The 21,989-nt window shown below is 65.4% G+C and carries 21 protein-coding genes; 12 read left to right on the forward strand and 9 right to left on the reverse strand.

Features of this window, described 5'->3' with window-relative positions; all coding sequences use genetic code 11:
* The first annotated feature begins 36 nt into the window (after positions 1-36).
* Positions 37-1,212 (forward strand): SPOR domain-containing protein, encoded by a 1,176-nt coding sequence (locus Q7V46_RS07635; RefSeq protein ID WP_304912928.1) that lies wholly within the window; start codon positions 37-39, stop codon positions 1,210-1,212.
* Positions 1,213-1,453: 241 nt separating this feature from the next.
* Here Q7V46_RS07635 and Q7V46_RS07640 read toward each other — a convergent pair whose 3' ends face one another.
* Entirely contained in the window at positions 1,454-2,623 is a 1,170-nt protein-coding gene (locus Q7V46_RS07640) for a DSD1 family PLP-dependent enzyme (protein WP_304912929.1), read from the reverse strand.
* A 37-nt stretch (positions 2,624-2,660) separates the two neighbouring features.
* Positions 2,661-3,305 (reverse strand): histidine phosphatase family protein, encoded by a 645-nt coding sequence (locus tag Q7V46_RS07645; RefSeq protein ID WP_304912930.1) that lies wholly within the window; start codon positions 3,303-3,305, stop codon positions 2,661-2,663.
* 218 nt (positions 3,306-3,523) lie between these two features.
* On the opposite strand from Q7V46_RS07645, the gene Q7V46_RS07650 reads away from it, so the two are divergent.
* Positions 3,524-5,908, forward strand: coding sequence for a PAS domain-containing sensor histidine kinase (locus Q7V46_RS07650; RefSeq protein ID WP_304912931.1), 2,385 nt, complete (start codon positions 3,524-3,526; stop codon positions 5,906-5,908).
* Between the two features lie 31 nt (positions 5,909-5,939).
* Here Q7V46_RS07650 and Q7V46_RS07655 read toward each other — a convergent pair whose 3' ends face one another.
* The 4 genes from Q7V46_RS07655 to Q7V46_RS07670 all read right to left on the reverse strand — a co-directional run bounded on the left by Q7V46_RS07655 (position 5,940) and on the right by Q7V46_RS07670 (position 9,095).
* Entirely contained in the window at positions 5,940-6,701 is a 762-nt protein-coding gene (locus Q7V46_RS07655; protein WP_304912932.1) for a DUF4136 domain-containing protein, read from the reverse strand.
* 42 nt (positions 6,702-6,743) lie between these two features.
* Positions 6,744-7,673 carry a tRNA 2-thiocytidine(32) synthetase TtcA gene (gene ttcA, locus Q7V46_RS07660; protein WP_304912933.1) on the reverse strand — a complete coding sequence of 310 codons (930 nt, stop codon included), beginning with the start codon at positions 7,671-7,673 and terminating at the stop codon, positions 6,744-6,746.
* Positions 7,674-7,903: 230 nt separating this feature from the next.
* Positions 7,904-8,278, reverse strand: coding sequence for a dihydroneopterin aldolase (locus Q7V46_RS07665; RefSeq protein WP_304912934.1), 375 nt, complete (start codon positions 8,276-8,278; stop codon positions 7,904-7,906).
* Between the two features lie 25 nt (positions 8,279-8,303).
* Positions 8,304-9,095: an SDR family oxidoreductase gene (locus Q7V46_RS07670; RefSeq protein WP_304912935.1), complete on the reverse strand. Its 792-nt coding sequence runs from the start codon at positions 9,093-9,095 to the stop codon at positions 8,304-8,306.
* Between Q7V46_RS07670 and Q7V46_RS07675 the strand changes: the two genes are divergently transcribed.
* The 10 genes from Q7V46_RS07675 to Q7V46_RS07720 all read left to right on the forward strand — a co-directional run bounded on the left by Q7V46_RS07675 (position 9,094) and on the right by Q7V46_RS07720 (position 18,920).
* Entirely contained in the window at positions 9,094-10,263 is a 1,170-nt protein-coding gene (locus tag Q7V46_RS07675; protein WP_304912936.1) for a class I SAM-dependent methyltransferase, read from the forward strand. The genes Q7V46_RS07670 and Q7V46_RS07675 overlap by 2 nt on opposite strands.
* Before the next feature lie 13 nt (positions 10,264-10,276).
* Positions 10,277-10,471, forward strand: a complete 195-nt coding sequence (locus Q7V46_RS07680) for a DUF2905 domain-containing protein (protein ID WP_304912937.1) — start codon at positions 10,277-10,279, stop codon at positions 10,469-10,471.
* Between the two features lie 171 nt (positions 10,472-10,642).
* A complete protein-coding gene (locus tag Q7V46_RS07685) occupies positions 10,643-12,148 on the forward strand; it encodes a serine/threonine-protein kinase (protein ID WP_304912938.1) in 1,506 nt (501 codons plus the stop codon).
* Between the two features lie 118 nt (positions 12,149-12,266).
* Entirely contained in the window at positions 12,267-12,707 is a 441-nt protein-coding gene (gene trxC / locus Q7V46_RS07690; RefSeq protein ID WP_304912939.1) for a thioredoxin TrxC, read from the forward strand.
* Between the two features lie 159 nt (positions 12,708-12,866).
* Entirely contained in the window at positions 12,867-13,877 is a 1,011-nt protein-coding gene (gene glk, locus Q7V46_RS07695; RefSeq protein ID WP_304912940.1) for a glucokinase, read from the forward strand.
* 150 nt (positions 13,878-14,027) lie between these two features.
* Positions 14,028-15,275 carry an ABC transporter substrate-binding protein gene (locus Q7V46_RS07700; RefSeq protein ID WP_304912941.1) on the forward strand — a complete coding sequence of 416 codons (1,248 nt, stop codon included), beginning with the start codon at positions 14,028-14,030 and terminating at the stop codon, positions 15,273-15,275.
* Positions 15,276-15,366: 91 nt separating this feature from the next.
* Positions 15,367-16,230: a carbohydrate ABC transporter permease gene (locus tag Q7V46_RS07705; protein ID WP_304912942.1), complete on the forward strand. Its 864-nt coding sequence runs from the start codon at positions 15,367-15,369 to the stop codon at positions 16,228-16,230.
* Between the two features lie 157 nt (positions 16,231-16,387).
* On the forward strand, positions 16,388-17,248 hold the full coding sequence (locus Q7V46_RS07710; protein WP_370690302.1) for a carbohydrate ABC transporter permease: 861 nt from the start codon (positions 16,388-16,390) through the stop codon (positions 17,246-17,248).
* A 205-nt stretch (positions 17,249-17,453) separates the two neighbouring features.
* Positions 17,454-18,536 (forward strand): ABC transporter ATP-binding protein, encoded by a 1,083-nt coding sequence (locus tag Q7V46_RS07715; protein WP_304912943.1) that lies wholly within the window; start codon positions 17,454-17,456, stop codon positions 18,534-18,536.
* Between the two features lie 132 nt (positions 18,537-18,668).
* A complete protein-coding gene (locus Q7V46_RS07720; protein WP_304912944.1) occupies positions 18,669-18,920 on the forward strand; it encodes a hypothetical protein in 252 nt (83 codons plus the stop codon).
* 161 nt (positions 18,921-19,081) lie between these two features.
* Here the strand turns inward: Q7V46_RS07720 and Q7V46_RS07725 are convergent, their stop codons facing one another.
* The 3 genes from Q7V46_RS07725 to Q7V46_RS07735 form a co-directional block, all read right to left on the reverse strand.
* Entirely contained in the window at positions 19,082-20,449 is a 1,368-nt protein-coding gene (locus tag Q7V46_RS07725) for a sensor histidine kinase (RefSeq protein ID WP_304912945.1), read from the reverse strand.
* A 24-nt stretch (positions 20,450-20,473) separates the two neighbouring features.
* Entirely contained in the window at positions 20,474-21,172 is a 699-nt protein-coding gene (locus Q7V46_RS07730) for a response regulator transcription factor (protein WP_304912946.1), read from the reverse strand.
* A gap of 360 nt (positions 21,173-21,532) precedes the next feature.
* Positions 21,533-21,949 (reverse strand): hypothetical protein, encoded by a 417-nt coding sequence (locus Q7V46_RS07735; RefSeq protein WP_304912947.1) that lies wholly within the window; start codon positions 21,947-21,949, stop codon positions 21,533-21,535.
* Positions 21,950-21,989: the final 40 nt, after the last annotated feature.

Consider the following 21,989-nt stretch of genomic DNA (forward strand, 5'->3'; position numbering starts at 1 on the left):
CTGGAGGGTGCGCGCAAGGCCGTGCCAGAATTCGGCATGCCCGCGTCGCCGCCCCTTGAAGACCATTCCACCATTCGTCTGGCCCAGGCCGCTGCCAGCAACCCCACCGCTGCCCTGTACCGGGCAGCGCTCGGGTCGGTGAGCACACAGCGCTACCTGGCACTGTTCGAACGGTTCGATGCGGCTGGCCGCGCCAGCCTGGTGTGGAACCCGGCGGCCGGTCTGTGCACCCTGAACTGGATGGCGTTTCGCGGCCTGTGGGGCGCGGCCCTGGTGTACCTGGCCGCTGCAGAAGGGCTGGCGATCCTGACGTTCGGGCTGGGTCGGCACCTTCAGTGGCCCACTGGCGTGGAAATCGGGGTGCTGGGCTCGCTGCTGATGCTGAGCATCCTGGTGCCGGGTCTGTATGGCAACGCCTTGCTGCACGCCGATATTCGCCGCCGCATGGCCAGCGCCGTGACGGATGCCCACACGGTGAGCGAGGCCTGCGAGGCGCTGGAACGGCAGGCGCCGACACAGCGGCGCCTGAAGGCGTTCCTGCTGGGCAATGCCTTGCTGGGGGTGCTGTTGCTAGCAGTGGGAGCGTTCATCTGGGCATCCGAACCCCCTGGAGCCGATGCCCCGACGGCAAAAGAAACCGGGCAGGTGCAGGACCAGGTCACGGTACCGGTGGCACCTGTGCCGCCGGCAACAGTGGGTGCGCCGCTGAAGGCTGAGTCGAACCCGCCGGGCACACCTGCGTCACCCGTCGCACCGGTGGAGGCTCAACCATCGGCCGTGCCCGTGTCTGAGCCGCCAGTGGAAAGACCCGCTGTCCCGCCCTTGCCTGAGCAGACCCTCACCGCAGCACCCGCTGAATCGCCCCCGGCCGTGCTTTCCGCCCCTGTACCGAAGCCCTTGCCTCCGCCGCGCGCAGCGGCGCCCGCATCAGAGCCGAGGCCCGCAAGCCCGCCGCCGCCCATCCTCGTCAAACCCGCACCACCTGTGAGCCATGGCATCAACGTCGGTCTGTTCGCCGAAGAGACCAACGCCATCAAGGTGCATGCCCAACTCATCGAAGCCGGTTTGCCCGCCACCATGCAGACCGTAGAAGGCACACGCGGGCCCCGTACCCGGGTGCGCGCCGGCCCGTTCCCCGATCGGGCCTCGGCCGACGCCGCCGCGCAACGCATTCGGGCGATGGGGCTGGAGGCGCAGATTTATCGTCAGTGATTGCCTGGTGGATGTGTTCGGTGTGCCTTCGGACAGCAAACCCGATGATGTTGATGAGGCGTTGCTTCTGGCGGGCCCCTCACCCCAGCCCTCTCCCCAGAGGGGCGAGGGGGTAGGGCACCGCGCTCACGAATGGTGGCGGAGCGAGAGCTGGCCATCCAGTGCACCCGTGGAACCGGCTTTGCAGGGCCACTGGGTGCGCCCCCCTTCCAGGGGGTGACGCCGAAGGCGGCGCGGGGGGTCAACCTGTACAGCCGCGCGCATCCACCCGAATGACCCGCTCCACCACACCCGCAGCCAGACCCCCACGCACCCCGACCATGTAATCGTGCAGGTTCACCGTGGGGTCGCAATGGCCCGGCACCAGCCACACGGTCTCGCCCAGCGCAGGCAAATCCCCGAGACTCCCGGTGCTGCGCAACACGCCATGCTCATCGCCCCCATTGGCGAAGCTCAAGCCGTCGGGGAACGCGACCGTGGGCAGGCCGCTGTCGATGGCGTGGCTCTTGTGGCCGGCGTCGCAGACCGCGTGCGCCGCGCTGCGACTGATCACCTGCGACTTCACGAACAAGGCATGTTCAAACACCGGCGCGCCTGGCGTGACGCTGTTGGCGGCGTAGTCGGCGTCCATGAACAGGTAGGACCCACATTGCAGCTCGCCCCAGATGCCGCTGCCGGCCTCGTTCAGGAATGTGCCGGTGCCGGAACCGGTCACAAGGGCGACTTCAAAACCCTGCGCTGCCAGGGCCTGCCGGGTCAGGGTCACCGCCTGGGTTGCCTCTTGCACCGACCTCGTGCGCTGGTCCGGGTCCCGCTGGTGCTGGGCACTGCCGTGGTAGGCCTGAAGCCCCGCGAAACGCAGCACCGGATGGCTGGCCAGGCGCTGAGCCAGCGCCACGGCCGCATCCCCCGGTGGCAGGCCGCAACGACCATGGCCCACGTCGATCTCGATGAACACGTCCATGGCGGCGGGCTGATCCACACCCGTATCGGCCAGCGCATGCGCCAGTGCGTCAATGCCCTGCGCGCTGTCCACAGCGATGGCGAACCGGGTGCGACAGGTCCGTATCGCCTCGGCCAGCCGCTGCAGCTTGGCCGGTGCGATCACTTCGTTGCTGATGTAGATGTCACTCACGCCGCCCCGCGCCAGGGCCAGTGCTTCGTCGGTCTTCTGCACGCACACGCCCACGGCGCCATGCGCCATCTGCAGCAGCGCCAGCTCTGTGCTCTTGTACATCTTGGCGTGGGGCCGCAGGCGCAGGCCGTGCGTCTGGGCGAAATCGGCCATGCGGGCGAGGTTGCGGTCCATGGCGTCGAGGTCGATGACCAGCGCAGGTGTGTCCACCATCGCCACGCCGTGGCCGACCCATTCCTCGGCACGATGCCAGCGTTCGGTTGAAAAGGGTGTCATGGATGGAAAAGGACTCGCAAAGTGGAACGGGAGTTCATCAGTGTTCGTCCAGCGTCTGTGTGCCATCGGCACTTTGCAGGTGGGTGGTGTCGGCCCAGCCCACCAGGCTTAGGCCTTCGGGTGACCAGAGCAGGCGGTTGATGGCGGTGTTGGGCAGTTCCCAGCTGCGGGGGGCCTGCAGTTCGAGTCGGGTGGCGGCCCGGTAGAGGATGTCGAGTACGCCGCCGTGCGCCACCATCAGCACCTGTTCGCCCGGATGCCTTGCCGCCAGCTCCGTGACGGTTTGCACCACGCGTTCGCGCAGTTGCAGCAGCGATTCGCCGCCGGGCGGGGAAAAATCGGGCACGCGCTTTCTCCATGCCATGCTCTCTTGCGGCCAGCGGGCTTCCAGTTCGGCCCAGGTGTGGCCTTCATAGCGCCCAAAACAGCGCTCGCGCAGGCCGACGTGGGTATTCACCTCCTTGCCGTGCGCGCGGGCCACAGCCTGGGCCGTTTCCAGCGCTCGCTGAAGATCGCTGGCGTAGAAGGCGGTAATCGGTTCGTCGGCCAGCGCCTGGGCCAGCCGGGCCGCCTGCCATTGACCGTGCGGGTTGAGGGCGATGTCGGTGTGGCCCTGGATGCGCGTGTCGCGGTTCCAGGTGGTTTCGCCATGGCGCACGGCCAGAATGCGGGTGACTTGCAAAACGGGGTTCCTTGCTTCGAACGGGGCTTCCGCACACTGTAGCGCCTTGGGTGGTGGGAGCCAATGTCTTGATTGTTTTCTCCTGCGAATGATGGATGGGTGATCCCGAATAAATGCGGACAGGCGTGTGTGGTGGAGCCTGCGCACCCGTTGAATTGCCATTGGTTCACGCCCCAGATCGGTCGCACGAACCGGATGCTTTGCTCCACAATCTCGCCATGACGCTGCCCAACCCCGCGCTCCATGGGGACTACTCCACCCTGTTCAGCTTCCTGCCCATTGGCGCGTACCGCTGCAATGCCGAGGGGAAGATGGTTCGGGTCAACCCGGCCCTGGTGCGCCTGAACGGGTACGACACCGAGGCCGAAATGCTCGGCGCTGTCAACGATGTGGCGCGGGAGTGGTATGTGGATCCGGGCCAGCGGGCTGAATTCCTGCGCCTGCTCGACAGAGACGGTTATGTACGGGGATTCGTGTCGGAAATCCGCCGGCACCGCACGCGCGAACGCATCTGGGTGTCCGAGCACGCCCACAACGTGCGGGATACCGAAGGCAAGCTGCTTTACTACGAGGGTACAGTCGAAGACATCACGGCCCAGGTGCAGGCACAGGATGAATTGCGTCGTAGCGAAGAGCAGTTGCGTCTGATGACCTCGCAGGTGCCCGGCATGGTGTTCGTTGTGCATGTGTCGCCCGACGGACGGCGTCAGTATCGCTTTGTGAGTTCCGGGGTTCGCGACATCTACGGTTTCACCCCTGAAGACGTCATGCGGGATGCGACTCTGCTGGAACGCACGCTGCACCCGGAAGACCGGGTCATTCTTGAAGCCGACACGAAGCTGATTCGAGAAAGCCCGGTGGATCTTGGGGGCGAGTTCCGGATCGTGATGCCCGACGGATCGATCAAGTGGGTGTACCGGCGCTCCTGTGCCGTGTCGTCGGACTCGACGGGATATGTGCGGGTGGGCGTGCTGCTCGACATCACCGCGCGCAAGCAAGTGGAAGCCGACCTGCGCAAAAGCGAGGCTGTGTGGAAGCTGGCGCTGGAGAGTGCGGGCGACGGGGTGTGGGACTGGAATCTGCAGTCCAATGAAGAATTCATTTCGCAAGGCATCAAGGCGATGTACGGCTACGCCGACGAGGAACTGGCGAATGTTGCCGAAGAGCTGGACAGCCGAACCCATCCCGATGATCTGCCCCAGATGCAGGCCGACCGGCAGGCCCACTTCGAGGGGCACACGGCCACCTACCGCAACGAGCACCGGGTGTGCTGCAAGGATGGCAGCTGGAAGTGGGTGCTTTCGCGGGGCATGGTCATTGCGCGCGACACAGACGGCAAGCCGTTGCGCATGATCGGGACGCACACCGACATCACCGAGCTCAAGCGGGCCGAGGCCCACCAGCGCGCGCTGGAGATCCAGTTGCGGGAGTCTCAGAAGATGGAAGCGATCGGCACCCTGGCAGGCGGTGTGGCGCACGATTTCAACAACCTGCTGGCAGCCATTCTGGGTAACCTGGCGCTGGCGCAGGAAGACGTGGGCCTGCACCACCCCGCGCGCGAGAGCCTGGTCGAGATCCAGCGTGCGGCCATGCGGGCTCGCCAGCTGGTGCAGCAGATCCTCACCTTCAGTCGCCGCCAGACGCAGGAACTGCAGCACCAGTTGCTCACCCCGCTGGTGCAGGAAGCACTGGACCTGCTGCGGTCGCTGCTGCCTGCCGGCGTGCGCCTGAACGCCCGCCTGCCATCGACACCGCTGCCTGTGATGGCCGACGCCACACAGGTGCAGCAGGTGCTCATGAACCTCTGCACCAACGCTTGGCAAGCCATGGACAACCAGGCCGGCGAGGTCGCCGTGGCGCTGCGGGCGGTGGAAGTGGATGCGGCGCAGGCCTTGCGGGTGGAGGGTCTGTCCAGCGGACACTACGCCTGCCTGAGCGTGGCCGACAACGGTCCGGGCATGGACGAAGACACAGTGCGTCGCATCTTCGAACCTTTCTTCACCACCAAGCCGCCCGGGGCCGGCACCGGGCTGGGTCTGGCGGTGGTACACGGCATCGTCAAAGCCCACCGTGGCGCCATCGACGTGACCAGCAAAGTGGGCGAGGGGACCCGGTTCGACGTCTACCTGCCGCTGGCGGCGCAGGTGATGCCGACGCCGCAAGCGCTGGCCACCCCGCAGGCTGCGGTGTCCCTGCCTGGTGCGGAGGCCACGTCCCCGCACCTGATCTACATCGACGACTACGAGGCCATGACCTTTCTGGCCGGGCGGCTGCTGCGCAAGCAGGGGTTCAAGGTCACCACCTTCGAGTCCGGCGAGGCCGCGGTGGCATGGCTGACGCAGCACCCGCAGGAGCCGATTGACCTGGTGCTGAGCGACCAGAACATGCCGGGCATGTCGGGAGTGGATGTGGCGCGGGAAGTGCGGCAGCTGCGGCCCGGTCTGGGCGTGGCGATTGTCTCAGGTCATGTGAGCGACAAGCTGCTGGCCGACGCGGCCGAGCAGGGCGTGCTGGAGGTGATGGGCAAGCAGGACAGCATGGACGCCCTGGCCGAGGCCATCCGTGGGCTGCTGAGTCAGGTATCGGCTCGGCCGACGGATTGAACCGTCCTGAGTGCCCGTTGAAGCTCGAGCGTCAGCGCGGGATTTCGATATTGACCTGTCGCGGACCGCTGGGCGGCACCGGAAAACCCTGCAATGCGGCATCCATCATGGCGGCCCAAAGGGCCGGTGTGCTGTTCCAGCGCCCGTCGTGCGCAGCGCGGGTTTCATAGACCACCTGGCCGTTGTCGGAGCGGCGGATCACCAGCGTGAGCTGACGCTGGTAATAGGGTGATTCCATGGGCATGAACATGGGCGCCCAGAAGATCTGGCCGCCGGCGCCGATGTAGTGGCCCCGCCCGCCCGAAATGCCGAAGCCCGCTCCGCCATACCGGTTCCATGGGTCGCCCCAGAACCCGCCTCCCCAGTAGCCCATCCAGGGATCTTCCCAGGGTGCGCGCGGCAGGCGCTGGGTACTGGCACCGACCTGCACCTGCCAGGGCGCCGTGGCGTCTGGTGCAACCACTGTCCAGCCCGCCTTGCCCAGCGCGGCCTGGGCGAGTGCCTCCAGTTCGTCCTGAGCGCGGGCACTGCGGCCTTCGCGTTGCGAGGGCAGGCGTTCAAAACGGTAGCTTTGCGGCGCGTTCGGCACGGCTGCGGCCGGCGCAGCGCCCGCCGCTGTGGGCGTCCAGTTGGCAAAACTTTCAACCTGGTTGTCCACCAGCAGCACGCCGGCGCAGCCGCCCAGGGAACCCAGCACGCTCACGGCCAGTGTCAGGCCGGCGATGCGGGCCATCCTGGCCCAGCGGTTGGATGAACAGGGATTCCTGAGTGGAGCGGTGCGCGCAGGTTGCATGGTGTGTCCAGTGGGGAAGCTGCCCGCTTGGCGCTGCTGGCGTCAGTGGGCTGTCGAAATCGGTATGACCGCCTTGCGGGGCAAGGCGTTCCCGGGTTCATCGAAGTGGCTGGTGATGGATGCGGCTTCCGATGCTGGCAGCGGCAAGGGCTCAAAGTCAAAAGCCTTGTCGCCGTCTTCGCTGGCTTCCCCGGTGGCACGGATGGTCTGGAAGGGAAACAGCTGGGTGTCCATCAGGTGGCTGGGCACCACATTCTGCAGGGCAGAGAACATGTTTTCAATGCGACCTGGAAACTTGCTTTCCCATTCTTTCAACATGTTGCCCACCTGCTTGCGCTGCAGGTTCTCCTGGCTGCCGCACAGCGTGCACGGAATGATGGGGAACTGGCGCAGTTCCGCCCAGCGGGTGAGGTCTTTTTCCGCCACGTAGGCCATGGGGCGGATCACCACGTGCTGCCCGTCATCGCTCACCAGTTTCGCCGGCATGCCCTTGAGCTTGGCGCCAAAGAACATGTTGAGCAGCAGGGTCTGGAGGATGTCGTCGCGGTGGTGGCCAAGCGCGATCTTGGTGGCGCCCAGCTCGCCCGCCACCCGGTACAGAATGCCCCGGCGCAAGCGGCTGCACAGGCTGCACAGGGTCTTGCCTTCCGGGATCACGCGTTTGACGATGGAATAGGTGTCCTGGTTCTCGATGTGGAACTTCACGCCCAGCTTGGTCAGGTAGGCCGGCAGCACGTCGGCCGGGAAGCCGGGCTGCTTCTGGTCCAGGTTGACCACGATCAGTTCAAAGTCGATGGGGGCGCGCGCCTGCAGCTTCTGCAGGATGTCGAGCATGCCGTAGCTGTCCTTGCCGCCAGAGAGGCAGACCATCACCCGATCGCCTTCTTCGATCATGTTGTAGTCCACGATGGCGCGACCCACCTCGCGGCACAGGCGTTTTTCAAGTTTGTGGTTTTCCAGCGCTTCGTTCATCGGGGTTCCTGATAGGTCGGGCGGTGCGCTTCACACAGACGAGACACGCAAGGCTCAATTTTGCCTGCATGCCTCGTCAGGCATGATGCGTTGCATGCTTTTGGGGTGTGGCCGCCCCGAAGAGTCAATGAAGATCATTCATGTCGATGCTTGGTTGATCCTTCCAGGAGCGCTGGTGGCATGCGCATGCAAGCATCTCGCTTTCAAGCATTGAACGGCTTGACTGTCGCTCACCAGTTCCCACTCTCCATCCGGATCGCCACTTCGCAATCCTCAAAAATCTCCAGCTTCGCAATTTTCACGCGCACGCCAATCACACCGGGCAGTTGCATGAGCCGACGGGTGAGTTTGCCGATCAGGCTTTCCAGCAGGTTCACGTGTTCGGCGGTGCACTCGTCGATGATGATCTGGCGCACCTTGCGGTAATCGAGCACGTGGCTGATGTCGTCGTCATGCGGCAGCAGCGGCTGGGTGCCCTGGTTGAGTTCGGCGTCGACCTGGATCGGTTGCGGCGCCGATTTTTCGTGGTCCAGGATGCCCAGGTTGGCGTCGAAGCGCAGGCCGGTGAGGGTGAGAATCTGCGTGCCGGTGGAGGACGTGTTCATGGTGCGTTCATGGGCAGAGAGCGGTTCACATCAGTGAAAAATCGCGCTCGAAGCGCATGAGGTGCTGGCCACCGTCCACCAGCAGCGTGGTGCCGGTGATGGAGCGGTTGTCCAGCGCGAAGGCCACGGTGGCCGCCACGTCCTGCGGGGTGGACGAGCGACCGAGTGGGGACTGCCGGTGCAGTTCGTCGAATTTCTCGCCGCTCAGCATGTGGCTGGTCAGCGTGAGGCCGGGCGCCACGCCCACCACGCGCACGCGCGGCGCCAACGCCAGAGCCAGCATGGTGTTGGCGGCTTCCAGCGCCGCTTTGGACAGGGTGTAGCTGAAGAAGTCCGGGTTCATGTTCCAGAGTTTCTGGTCCAGCAGGTTGACCACCGCGCCTTCAACCTCACGCACGCCCAGATGTTCGTGCAGTGCTTGTGCCAGCAGCACGGCAGCGCCGGTGTTGGCGCGCAGATGGGTGTCCATCGCTTCGAAGCCGAAGCTGGCGGCGCTGTCGTGCTCGAAAGTGGACGCGCTGTTGACCACGGCGTCCACCGCGCCGAAATGCGCCACCACCGCCGGTAGCAGCGCCCGCACGCTGGCCTCGACTCCCAGGTCGGCGAAGAAGGTGCCGGCGCTACCGGCGCGACCTGTCAACGCGTCGCATTCGGCCGCCGTCTGCTGTGCTTCGGTGGCCGAATGCCGGTGATGCACGGCCACGTTCCAGCCGTCGCGCGCCAGTCGCAACGCGATCTCCCGCCCCAGGCGCTTGCCGGCGCCGGTGACCAGCGCGGTGCGCGCAGAGATTTGATGACAGGGCAGGGCTGGGGGCATGGAGGACAATCGGCCGGTGAATACCGAATCTGTGAGCGAGTCGACAAGTTTAACGAGCGCCCTGCAAGAGCGGGTGCAGGGGGCCATCCGCGCCTCGGGTGGCTGGCTGCCATTTGACCGCTTCATGGCCATGGCACTGTACGAACCCGGTCTGGGCTATTACGCCAATGCGTTGCCGAAGTTCGGCCACATGCCAGTGGGAGTGGCCGGGCAGGGCAGCGACTTTGTGACAGCGCCCGAGCTTTCGCCACTGTTCGGACACACGGTGGCGAGGCAGGTTGCGCAGGCGCTCGACGCCACTGGCACCGACGAGATCTGGGAGTTTGGTGCCGGCACCGGCGCTCTGGCACTGCAGGTGCTGGATGCGCTGGCCGCATTGGGCCGGCCGTTGCGACGCTACACCATCGTGGATCTGTCGGGCAGCTTGCGCCAGCGGCAGCACGCCATGCTGGCGGCTCATTCGGCCGTGCTGCGCTGGGCCGATGCGCTGCCTGACACCTTCGAAGGCGTGTTGCTGGGCAACGAGGTGCTGGACGCCATGCCGGTGCAACTGTTGCACCGCGCGGGCGGGCAGGTCGGTGGCGTCTGGCACGAGCGGGGCGTGGCGCTTGACGCAGAAGGCGCGCTCGTCTGGGCGGATCACCCCACCGGTCTTCGGCCACCCGTTGACATCGAGGGTCCGCACGACTACCTCACCGAGATCCACCCGCAGGCCGAGGCTTTCGTGCGCACCCTGGCCGACCGCTGGCGCAAGGGCGCCGGGTTCTTTTTCGACTACGGCTTCCCGGAAGCCGAGTACTACCACCCGCAGCGGCACATGGGCACGCTCATCTGCCACCGCGCCCACCGAAGCGATGACGATCCACTGGCCGATGTGGGTGAAAAGGACATCACCGCTCACGTGAACTTCACCGGCGTGGCCCTGGCCGCTCAGGACGCGGGCTTGAGTGTGCTGGGCTACACCTCGCAGGGGCGGTTCCTCATCAACGCAGGCCTCATGGATGCGGCCCAGGGGGCCAGTGCGAAGGAGAACGCCCTGCTGGGCAAGCTGGTGAACGAGCATGAGATGGGTGAACTGTTCAAGGTGCTGGCCATTGCGCCCGCCGATTGCGCGGGAGGCTGGGTTCCTGTCGGCTTCACCGCAGGTGACCGGACCCACAGGTTGTGAAAGCGAGCGCACCATGATCCGCTGGATGATCGTCATCTTTCTGGCTTTGTTGCTGATCAGCTGGTTCACGCCGCTGCTGCAGAAGCTGGGTTTTGGCAAGCTGCCCGGCGACCTGCGTTTCAAGGTCTTTGGCCGCGAGTGGTTCCTGCCGATCACCACCACCATCCTGCTGAGCTTTTTGGCCAGCCTGATCGGGCAGATCATCTGAGAGCCCGAGCCTCTGTCGCTCGCGCGATGGATGCACATCCTCTTGCTCCGTTGTCAGCATCGCCTCCTGGGCGGCGGCTGTGCGTGATTTATGTGGCAATTGAGCGCAGGGGCTTGCTACAGGTGGCCGTTTCCTGCATTTGGTCAAGCCGGGTTACGGTGTAATTCGGACATGTTGCCCGAACAGATTGGCCGGTACATTGTTCTTGACCCACTGGGCGAAGGCGCCATGGGTAGGGTGGTGCGAGCCTTTGACCCGGATCTCGGGCGGGTGGTGGCCATCAAGATCCTGCGCACTTCGGGCCTGTCTTGTGAAGCTTTGCAGGCGCTTGAGCGGCGCTTCGTGGTCGAGTCGCGCTCTGTGGCCCGCTTGCGTCATCCCGGGATCGTGGCCGTCCACGATGTGGGGCGAAGCGACCTGGGTGCCTACATGGTGATGGAATGCGTCCAGGGGCTGAACCTTCGCCAGTGCCTGAACCATGGCGTCCGCTTTTCAGTCCCAGGGGTTTTGCACCTGATGGACGGGGTCCTGGCGGCGCTGGAACACGCGCACGAGCACCATGTGTTGCACCGGGACATCAAGCCAGAGAACATCCTGGTGGACAACCAGGGCACCGTGAAACTCACCGACTTCGGCATCGCCAAGATGCTCGACCCGGACGGCGTACAGGCCACCATGGTCGAAGGTCAGCTGATCGGAACGCCCCGCTACATGGCGCCCGAACAGCTCAGGGGACAGGCGCTGGACGGGCGTTGCGATGTGTTTGCCTGCGGCGTTTTGCTGTTTGAGCTTTTGACGGGTCGCCCGCCATTTGGCGGGGAGCAATTTGTCGAGATCATCCAGAACATCCTGAACCAGGCGGCGCCCAGGGCCTCGGACCTGTCGCCGGGGGTGACCGCCAGGTTGGAGCGTGTTTTGCAGCTGTCATTGCAAAAAGACCGGTCGCTGCGTTTTGCGACGGTGTCCCATTTGCGCGAGGCATTGGCCGCCGCCGGGGCCGATGCGGCAGATGGCGCATCGGGCGCGGAAGGGCCTGTGCCCGGTGCTCCCTCGGAATTGCGCGACTGGGTCGCGGCGGACAGCCATTCCACGCTGGCGGATCTGCTGGCATCGGTCAAACCGGCTGAGCACGCCGACAAGGTTGCGCCGGGCGCGCTGCCCGGTGCCATTCGCTTGCAGACCGATGTCAGCCTGACAGAGCCCACTCAGGCCTTTTTTTCTGACTCGACCCGTGCGTCGACCGGATTCGAGCGCACGCAGCCGCTGCGCGCCAGTTCCCTGCGTCTGTGGGAGCGGGTTCCCGCTGGATTGCGTTCACGACCTGTCGGCTTGCTGCTGGTGCTTCTGATCGGTGTGGCCTGGCTGCTTGCACCACCGGGGGGGCAATCGGTGGGACTTCCTGTGGTTCTCCCGGTCGTGCTTCCTGCGGTTCATCCGGTGGTTGTTCCTGACGGGGCCCCTGAACAGACACTGAAGGCGGTTGCCGTGACCCCGAGCGAGAGTCCTCCCGCCAAAGCGCAATTGCCTCCGCTACGGGAAAAACGGCCGCTGGTCACGAGAGTGCCGCCCCGCGAGCCCTGCGCCGATCTTGGCTTTTTCCAGCGCGAAAGCTGTCTTTGGACGCAATGCAGCACCGACCGCTACCGGAGCCATGCGGTGTGTGTCCGGTTTCGCTGAGGCGTGCAGGCCTTGGCTGGCGTAGCGGGTTACCGCAGGCAAACCGATACCCCGTAGGGTGTCTTGAAAGCAAAGGAACAGGCCCGCATCTGTCGCCTATCGTTTCCAAGGTCCATCCATGACATCCAATCTCCTGCACATCGTCTGTCCCCACTGCCACACCACCAACCGCGTGGCCAGCACCGCGCTGGCCAGTGCGCCGGATTGCGGCAAATGCCATCAGCCCCTGTTCACCGGCCACCCGGTCGCACTGGACGAGACCGCTTTCGAAAAACACATCGCCCGCTCGCATTTGCCGGTGCTGGTGGATTTCTGGGCGCCCTGGTGCGGCCCCTGCCGCGCAATGGCACCGGCCTTCGAGCAGGCCGCGCAGCAGCTGGAGCCCGGCATGCGGCTGGCCAAGGTGAACACCGAAGAGGCACAGTCCCTGGCGGCGCGTCTGCAGATCCGCAGTATTCCGACCCTGGCCCTGTTCGTGGGCGGGCGTGAAGTGGCGCGCCAGCCGGGTGCCATGGGAGCGGCCGACATCCTGCGCTGGGCGCGTTCGCACAATCGCTGAGCGCCTGCGAGGCATCGGCATTGCCCTTGATCCTCTGCAAGGCTGGTCCGTTTCAGACGGTGGTTCTGGAAAACCACCCGCCGATCGGTTGACAATGGCGGGTACTACCCGTCCATCCTGGCCGCACGCTGAATGCGGTCGTCAGTGCGCCACCATGCCATGTCTGCACCAGCACCTGCCCCTGCTTTGCCCGCTCAACTCGATCCTGTGAACACGCGCCTGCTCGCGGACGTGGGTGGCACCAACGCGCGCTTCGCCTGGCAGGCTGGGCCGGGTGCGCCCATCACCGATGTGCGCGTGATCCCGGCGGCCGAACATCCCCGGCTCCAGGACGCAATCCGCACCTACCTGGACGGGCTGTGTCGCGGCACGCCGCAGGCAGTGGCGATCGCCATTGCCAACCCCGTCACAGGCGATCAGATCCGCATGACCAACCACCACTGGTCGTTCTCTCAGAGCGAGGTGAAGGACGAATTCGGATTTCGGACCTTGCGCCTGCTCAACGATTTCACCGCCCTGGCCCTGGCGCTGCCCGATCTGCCAGCGGAAGATCTGGTGCAGGTCGGTGGCGGTCCGCCGCAGACAGGCAATGCCATCGGACTGGTCGGCGCCGGCACCGGTCTGGGCGTGTCGGGTTTGCTGCCCGACGGGCGCGGAGGCTGGGTGGCTCTGGAAGGCGAGGGCGGCCATGTGACACTGCCCGCCAGTACCCCGCGCGAGCGGTTGGTGATGGATGGCCTCGTGCGACGGTATGGCCATGCTTCAGCCGAACGCGTCACCAGCGGGCAAGGTCTGCTGGACACCTTTGGCTTGCTCTGCGAGGCCGACGGTGTGACCACGGGTCAAGTGGTGAATGCTGCCGATGTGACCGCAGCGGCGCTGGAGACTGGCCACGCGCAGGCGCTGGAAGCGCTGAACATGTTTTGTGCCCTGCTGGGCTCGGTGGCAGGCAACCTTGCACTCACGCTCGGTGCGAGGGGCGGGGTGTATGTCGGTGGCGGCATCGTGCCGCGCCTTGGCGATTGGTTTCACACCTCGCCGTTTCGGGAACGGTTCGAAACCAAAGGCCGGTTCCGGAGTTACCTGCAGACCATTCCTGTGTGGGTGATCACTTCGAGGCAATCGCCGGCATTGATGGGCGCGGCGCGGGCGCTGGACGAACATACCTGAGCCTTTCGGCCAATGTGCACGTGCCGGGAGCGGGGGATGCGGGTATTCACCAATTCAGCCTTGTAATTAATTAATGAAAAATGAACGGTCTCGACGCAAGGTGCGCTGAGACAACCAGAAACGGGCCAATGGCCCCAAGGAGACACGTTCATGAAACCCAATTCCCTGTTGTGCGCCGCTGCGGTCGCGTTCACCATGTCCAGCGCGATCGCTGGCGAAGTCGAAGTGCTGCACTACTGGACCTCCGGTGGCGAAGCCAAATCCGCAGGCGAGCTGCGCTCCATGATGCAATCCAAGGGTCACACATGGAAAGACTTCGCCGTGGCCGGTGGCGGCGGCGACAACGCCATGACCGTGCTGAAGAGCCGAGTGGTCTCGGGCAACCCGCCGTCAGCCGCCCAGATCAAGGGCCCTGCCATCCAGGAATGGGCCGCCGAAGGCGTGCTGGCCAACCTCGACACCGTGGCCAAGGCCGAGAACTGGGACAAGGTGCTGCCCGCCGTGGTGGCCAACGTCATGAAGTACAAGGGCAACTACGTGGCCGCACCGGTGAACGTGCACCGCGTGAACTGGATCTGGGCCAGCCCTGAAGTGCTGAAGAAAGCGGGTGTGGCCGGCATGCCCAAGACGCTCGACGAGTTCTTTGCTGCAGCCGACAAGATCAAGGCCGCCGGCCTGATCCCGGTGGCCCATGGCGGCCAGAACTGGCAGGACTTCACCACCTTCGAATCGGTGGTGCTGGGCGTGGGTGGCCCGAAGTTTTACCAGGACGCACTGGTCAAGCTCGACCAGAAGTCGCTCACCAGCGACACCATGAAGAAGTCGCTGGAAGCCTTCCGCAAGATCAAGGGCTACACCGACGCGTCTGCCCCCGGCCGCGACTGGAACCTGGCCACCGCCATGGTGATGCAGGGCAAGGCCGGCTTCCAGTTCATGGGTGACTGGGCCAAGGGCGAGTTCATGGCCGCCGGCAAGGTGCCAGGCAAGGACTTCCTGTGCGCAGCCGCACCGGGCACCGCCAACGCTTTCACCTTCAACGTGGACTCGTTTGCGATGTACAAGCTCAAGGACGCCGGTGCCCAGAAGGCCCAGGCCGACCTGGCCGCCGCCATCATGAGCCCGCCGTTCCAGGAAGTGTTCAACCTGAACAAGGGCTCCATCCCGGTGCGCCTGAACATGCCCATGGACAAGTTCGACGATTGCGCCAAGCTCTCCAGCAAGGACTTCGTCGACACCGCCAAGACCGGCGGGCTGGTGCCCTCAGTAGCCCACGGCATGGCCATCAGCCCGGCCGCTGAAGGCGCCATCAAGGACGCGGTCAGCCAGTTCTGGAACAACGACCGCATGAGCATCGACGATGGCGTGAAGAGCATCGCCTCGGCGGCCCGCAACCAGTAAGCACGGCATCGCCCAAGGGGACCCGGTGAAGGTTTTCACCGGGTCTTGTCCTGCGCGGTCCTGAACGGCCAGCGGCGCCCGGAAAGTCCTCATGAACAAACTCGAACAACTGCTGCCCAAGCTCGTGCTGGCGCCGGCTTTCCTGCTGGGGCTGGCATTCATCTACGGCTTCATGGTGTGGAACGGTGTGCTCTCGGTGTCCGCCTCGCGCATGCTGCCGAACTACGAGTTCGTCGGCCTGGCGCAGTACGAACGCCTGTTCGCCATGGACCGGTGGTGGGTGGCCATGAAGAACCTCGCCATCTTCGGCTTTCTCTACGTGGGTGTGTCAATGGCGCTCGGCATATTCCTCGCCATCTTGCTGGACCAGAAGGTGCGCGGTGAAGGCTTTATCCGCACCATCTACCTCTACCCCATGGCCCTTTCCTTCGTGGTCACGGGTACGGCGTGGAAATGGATTCTCAACCCCAGCGACGGCCTGCAGAAACTGGTGCAGGACATGGGTTGGACCACCTTCACTTTCGACTGGCTGGTGCAGTCCGACATGGCCATCTATTGCGTGGTGATTGCGGGGGTGTGGCAGTCGGCAGGCTTCACCATGGCGCTGTTCCTGGCCGGGTTGCGCGGCATCGACGACAGCATCATCAAAGCCGCACAAATCGACGGCGCCTCGCTGCCGCGCATCTACTGGCGCATCGTTTTGCCCGCCATGCGCCCGGTGTTCTTCTCCACGCTGATGGTGCTGGCCCATCTGTCCATCAAAAGCTTCGACCTCGTGATGGCCCTCACCGCTGGCGGCCCGGGCTACGCCACCGATGTGCCCGCCACCTTCATGTACGCCATGAGCTTCAGCCGTGGCCAGATCGGGCTGGGCGCAGCCAGCGCCACCATCATGCTGGCCACCGTCGCCGCCATCGTGGTTCCCTACCTCTACAGCGAACTGAGGAAGAAATGAAAGCCCCCCTGCGCCGCTTTGCGGCTTCCCCCCAAAGGGGGGACCACGCCGGTGGACCGGCGAAGCCGGCTCCACGGCGTGCGCTTGAACAGGCACGTGCTCCGGTCTTGTCGCTGTATAGAGCCACAAGCTGTACAAAAGATCTCGGTAAATTGCCATGAACCGCCATCGTTTCACCCTCGGCCGTTTCGCCCTGATGGCCACCCTGCTCATAGGCGCGGCGTTCTTCCTGGCGCCGCTGTACGTGATGGTCGCGACTTCGTTAAAGGACGCCGACGAAATCCGCAACGGGAACCTGCTGAGCCTGCCGGGCAGCCTCAACTTCTCCGCCTGGCGCGAGGCATGGTCCACCGCCTGCACCGGCGCAGATTGCCGGGGCCTGCAACCCTTCTTCTGGAACTCGGTGTGGATGGCGGTGCCGGCGGTGCTGATCTCCACCGCCTGGGGTGCGGTGAACGGCTACGTGCTCAGCCTGTGGAAATTCAAAGGCAGCGAGGCCTTCTTCGGCCTGTTGCTCTTTGGCGTGTTCATGCCGTTCCAGGTGGTGCTGCTGCCCATGAGCCAGGTGCTGGGCTGGCTGGGCATTTCCAGCAGCATCGGCGGGCTGGTGCTGGTGCATTGCCTGGCGGGCCTGCCCAGCACCACGCTGTTCTTTCGCAACTACTACGCCGCCGTGCCGGGCGAACTGCTCAACGCCGCGCGGCTGGACGGTGCCGGCTTCTGGCAGATCTTCCTGCGCATCATCGTTCCCATGTCCACGCCCATCGTGATGGTCACGCTGATCTGGCAGCTCACCCAGATCTGGAACGACTTCCTGTTCGGTGCGTCCTTCAGCGGCGCCGATTCGCGGCCTGTGACCGTGGGTCTGAACAACCTGGCCAACACCACCAGCAGCGTCAAGGCCTACAACGTGGACATGGCCGGCGCCCTGATCGCGGCGTTGCCCACGGTGGCGGTGTACGTGCTGGCCGGGCGCTACTTCGTGCGCGGTCTCACGGCCGGTGCGGTGAAAGGCTGAAAAGGATGAAACACCCCCGCGCCGCTTCGCGTCACCCCCTCAAGGGGGCGGCACTGGCCGTCCGGCAAAGCCGGCCCGGCGGTGCCACTGGACTCGACCATTTCATGCGTTGTGGGTCGTGCGCTGCGCGTTGGAGCAACTGACATGCCAACGCATTTCTCTCTTCTTTCACTGCCCTGGGTGGCAGTTCATCTTGAGGTCTGACATGGCATCCGAACTCCACATCCAGGGCGTGCGCAAGTGCTTCGGCAAGGGCGAGAAGGCGGTCGAAGTCCTGAAGAAAATCGACATCGACGTCGCCCCCGGCGAATTCCTGATCCTGGTCGGTCCATCGGGCTGCGGCAAGTCCACGCTGCTGAGCATCATCGCGGGGTTGGAGGAGCCCACCGAAGGCGCCATCCGCATTGGCGGGCGCGATGTGGTGGGCGTGCCTCCCGCGCAGCGCGACATCGCCATGGTGTTTCAGAGCTACGCCCTCTACCCCACCATGAGCGTGGCCGACAACATCGGCTTCGCGCTGGAGATGCGCAAGGTGCCCAAGGCCGAGCGACTCCAGCGCATCGGCGAGGTGGCGTCCATGCTGCAGATCGAACACCTGCTGGACCGCCGGCCCAGCCAGCTCTCTGGTGGACAGCGTCAGCGCGTGGCCATGGGGCGGGCGCTGGCGCGCCAGCCGCAGCTGTTTCTGTTCGACGAGCCGCTGTCCAATCTGGACGCCAAGCTGCGCGTGGAGATGCGCGCTGAAATCAAGCGCCTGCACCAGGTCAGCGGCATCACCAGCGTGTACGTCACGCACGACCAGATCGAGGCCATGACCCTGGGCAGCCGCATCGCAGTGATGAAAGACGGCATCCTGCAGCAACTGGGCACGCCCGACGACATCTACAACCGCCCGGCCAACACCTACGTGGCCACCTTCATCGGCTCGCCCACCATGAACCTGGTGCCGGGTCGAACCGTGGCCGCCGAAGGACGCGGCTTCACCATCACGGGCGCCGACTTGCCGCTCGCGTGCCCGGCAGCGGCGAACAGCAATGCCCTGATGGGCCTGCGGCCGGAACACATCGGTTTTGGCGACCACGCGCCCTGGCGTGGCGAGGTGAGCGTGGTGGAGCCTACCGGGGCCGATACCTTCGTGGTGGTTCAGACCGCCGCTGGCGACGTCACCGTGCGCACCGCGCCGCAGGTGCGCGTGGCACCCGGCGACCGGGTCGGCCTGGACATCCAGGCCGATCATGTGAACTGGTTCGACCCTGTTTCCGGCTTGCGCATGGCTCCCGCTGCCTGAACGCCGGATCACCGACGCAGCTTGTGCCAGAGCGTGACCCGAACGCAACGGCGCGAGTAACAGCACAGCCGATCGCGAGCACCTTGCGCTAAGCTTTCCCCACGGTCCAGGAATGGACCACAAGGAGACAGCATGAATCCCACCCCCCTGCGCGTTGTTCTGGTCTTCAGCCCTGAGGATCAGGCCTGGATTCGGCGCGGCGCATACACGGTGCCCGATTTCTGGCAGGGCCATGGCGTGCCCCCCGCCATGGGCGATGAATTCCGTCTGGGTGGGCGGCAGTTCACGATCCAGGGGCGGCTCTGGGCGCAGGAAGCCGGGGTCACGCTGCTGCGCGTGTTTGTGGGCAGTGGCCATGCAGAGAGCGATTCGGTATTCGGATGACCCCCCGCGCAGGGAGGGATTCACCCCCCCGCGCCGCCTTCGGCGTCACCCCCCTGAAGGGGGGCGATACCAGCGGCCCGGCGGAGCCGGTTCCACGGTATCTCTGGATGGGGCATTTCGCTCCGGAAAGGGCTTTTCCGCGCTCTGCGCTGGCTGCAGTTTCAGCCCAGGGTGAGCACGACCCTCAGGCCATGCGGTTGTACGCGTTCCACGGTGGCGTCGCCGCTGTGCCGGCGGGCGATTTCGCGGACGATCGCAAGGCCCAGGCCGCAGCCGCCGGGCTGTTCGCTGGCGCGCCAGAAGCGCTGGAACACGTGTGACAGGTCGTCTTCGCTCAGGCCAGGGCCGTTGTCTTCCACGACCAGCTGGGTCTGTGCGCCGGCCGCCTCGACCCTGAGGGTGACGGTGCTGCCGCGCGGGGTGTAACGCAGCGCGTTGTCGATCAGGTTGGCCATGGCTTCGCGAAGTTGCAAGGCGTCGCCTTGCAGTTCGCGGTGTTCGGCGCCCTCGTAACCCAGGTCGATGCCGGCCGCCACCGCCTTGGGCGTCCACTCGCGGGATACCTCGCGACCCAGCGCGGCCAGGTCGATGGGGTCGCGGCGTGCGGTGGTTTCGGTTCGGGCCAGGGTGAGCAACTGGTGCACCAGGTGGGCACTGCGTTCTGCGCCAGTGAGCACCTTCTTCAGGCGTGTGCCCAGCACCGGATCGGCGGTTTCGCGCTGGGCCAGTTCCACCTGGCTGATCAGGCCTGCCAGCGGTGTGCGCAACTGGTGGGCGGCGTCGTTGATGAAGCGCTTTTCCTGATGCACGCTTCGCTCGACTTCGCCCAGCAGTCCATTGACGGCTTGCACCAGCGCGTGCACTTCGCTGGGTGCCTGCGTCATGCCGATGGGTTGCAGCGCGTTGATGGATCTGTTTTCCAACTGATCGGCCAGGCGGGTCAGCGGCGCGAGACCGCGGCGTATGCCGCCGTACACCAGCAGGCTGAGCACCACGCCCAGCGCCAGCAGCGGCGCAAGCAGATCGGCCACGAGTTCGCGCGCGATGCGTTGCTGCACCGCGGTGCCTTTGCCCACCTGCACACGCAGCGTTTGCGGGGCGTCGGCATCGCCGTACTGCACGTCCAGCGCCACCAGTCGCAGCGGCTGGCCATCCAGCTCACCGCCGTAGAGCAGTGTTTCTCCAAAGGCCGCTGGCGCGTGAGGGGGCGGGGGCAGGCGCTGGTTGCCGAGCAGGAACTGGCCCGGGGGCGACGACACGGTGTAGCTGACACGGTCGTCCGGGTCCTGCTCCAGCACGTCCTGAGCGGCACGCGGAAAGTCGATCAGCAGGCCCGAGCCGATCGGCTTGACCTGGCGCGAGAGGGCGCGCACCGCCTGCGTGAGTGATTGGTCGATGCCTTTTTCGGCGTAGCTCAAGGCGATGCGGTAGGTCAGCAGACCGCCACCTGCCCACAACACCAGTTGCGGCAGCAGCAGCCACAGCAACAGCTGGCGGCGCAGAGACAGGCGGGAGGGGGTGCTGCTCATCACAGTGCCGTGCCGACCGCCCATTCAGACGCCGGAGGCTTCGAGCATGTACCCAAGGCCGCGAATGTTGCGAATGTTCAAGGGCGCACTGGCCAGCTTGCGGCGCAGCCGGTGCACGTAGACCTCCAGTGCATTCGACGCCACGCCGCTGCTGTCACCGGGCTCGGCCTGCCAGGCGGTGATCACGTCTTCCCGGCTGACCACCTGCCCGGTGTGCCGCATGAGCAGCTCGAGCAGGGTCCACTCGCGCAAGGTCAGGTCGACTGCGTCTTGGCCTATCCAGACCCGAGGCGGGTGGGACTCCAGCCGCAGCGTTTCCGCGCCGGCAGAGGCTGTCCGTGGGGCACCCGCTGCAGGCAGGTTGGCACGCCGCAGCAACGCCTGCAGGCGGGCCTGCAGCTCGTCGAGGCTGAAGGGTTTGGTCAGATAGTCGTCGGCGCCAGCGTTGAGGCCGGCCACCCGGTCCTCCACACCGTCGCGGGCGGTGAGCACCAGCACCGGCAGCGCGGGCAAACGCTCGCGCAGGCGCCGCAACACAGAAAGGCCATCCACCTTCGGCAGCCCGAGATCGAGCACCACGCCATCAAAGCTTTGGGCTTCCAGCCGTTCAAGTGCGATCTGCCCGTCTTCCGCCAAAGAGATGCGGTGGCCGGCCTGCATGAGCTGGGCACTGAGCCCATCTCGCAGGAGCTCGTCGTCTTCAACGATCAACAGGTGTGCCATGCAGAGATTATCGTGTGCCCCCACGCTCCACCGCTGCGTGGGTCGCTGCCCCCCGAGGGGCTGACCTTGCTTGGGGCGGCCCGGCGCTGCGGTCGGTCCGTTGCCCCCACGCTCCACCGCTGCGCGGGTCGCTGCCCCCCGAGGGGGCTGATCCGGCTTGGGGCTGCCCGGCGCCGGATCGGGTCGCCCTCACGCTCCAGCGCAGGGATGGTTGACCCTATGCCCTTCCCGAGCGAGGTGCCCCAGTCAAGAGATACCGTCGGGCCGGCTTTGCCGGACGACTGGTATCGCCCCCTTGAGGGGTGGCGCAAAGCGCCGCGGGGGTGTTTCAGACCTTCAGCAAAGCGCCGCGGGGGTGTCTCAGTCCACCTCCAGGTTCCACCGAAAGCCGCAGCGCTTGCAACACACCGGCACCAGCCGCTGCGCCTGTGGCCGCCGGTCCTGGGCATCCTGCAGCTTCAACAGGCCATAAGCCTCGCACTGACCGCAGTTGGCCTGGTTGGCCAGTTCTTCGGCGTGCATGAGCAGATAGAGGTAGCGGCGCATGGCCCAGAGGGTGACGGCGGCGCACAGCAGCACGAAGCCGGTGTTGAGGATCTTCTCACCGGCGCTGGCGCCATGAAAGGCCTCGAAGCTCGCCATCATGGCCACGGCAGCGACCAGGGCCAGTGCCATGTGGGCATGGCTGGAGAGCAGCTCACGTTCGTACCACTTGCGAAATCCCACCCGCTGAATGCCATCGGCCAGGGAACGGTTGAGCGGGTTGCGAGCGGTCATGGCAGGCTCCTGATGGGGCACATGGTGGCACAGACCGGAC

The organism is Hydrogenophaga sp., assembly GCF_030651625.1.
Lineage (GTDB): Bacteria > Pseudomonadota > Gammaproteobacteria > Burkholderiales > Burkholderiaceae_C > Hydrogenophaga.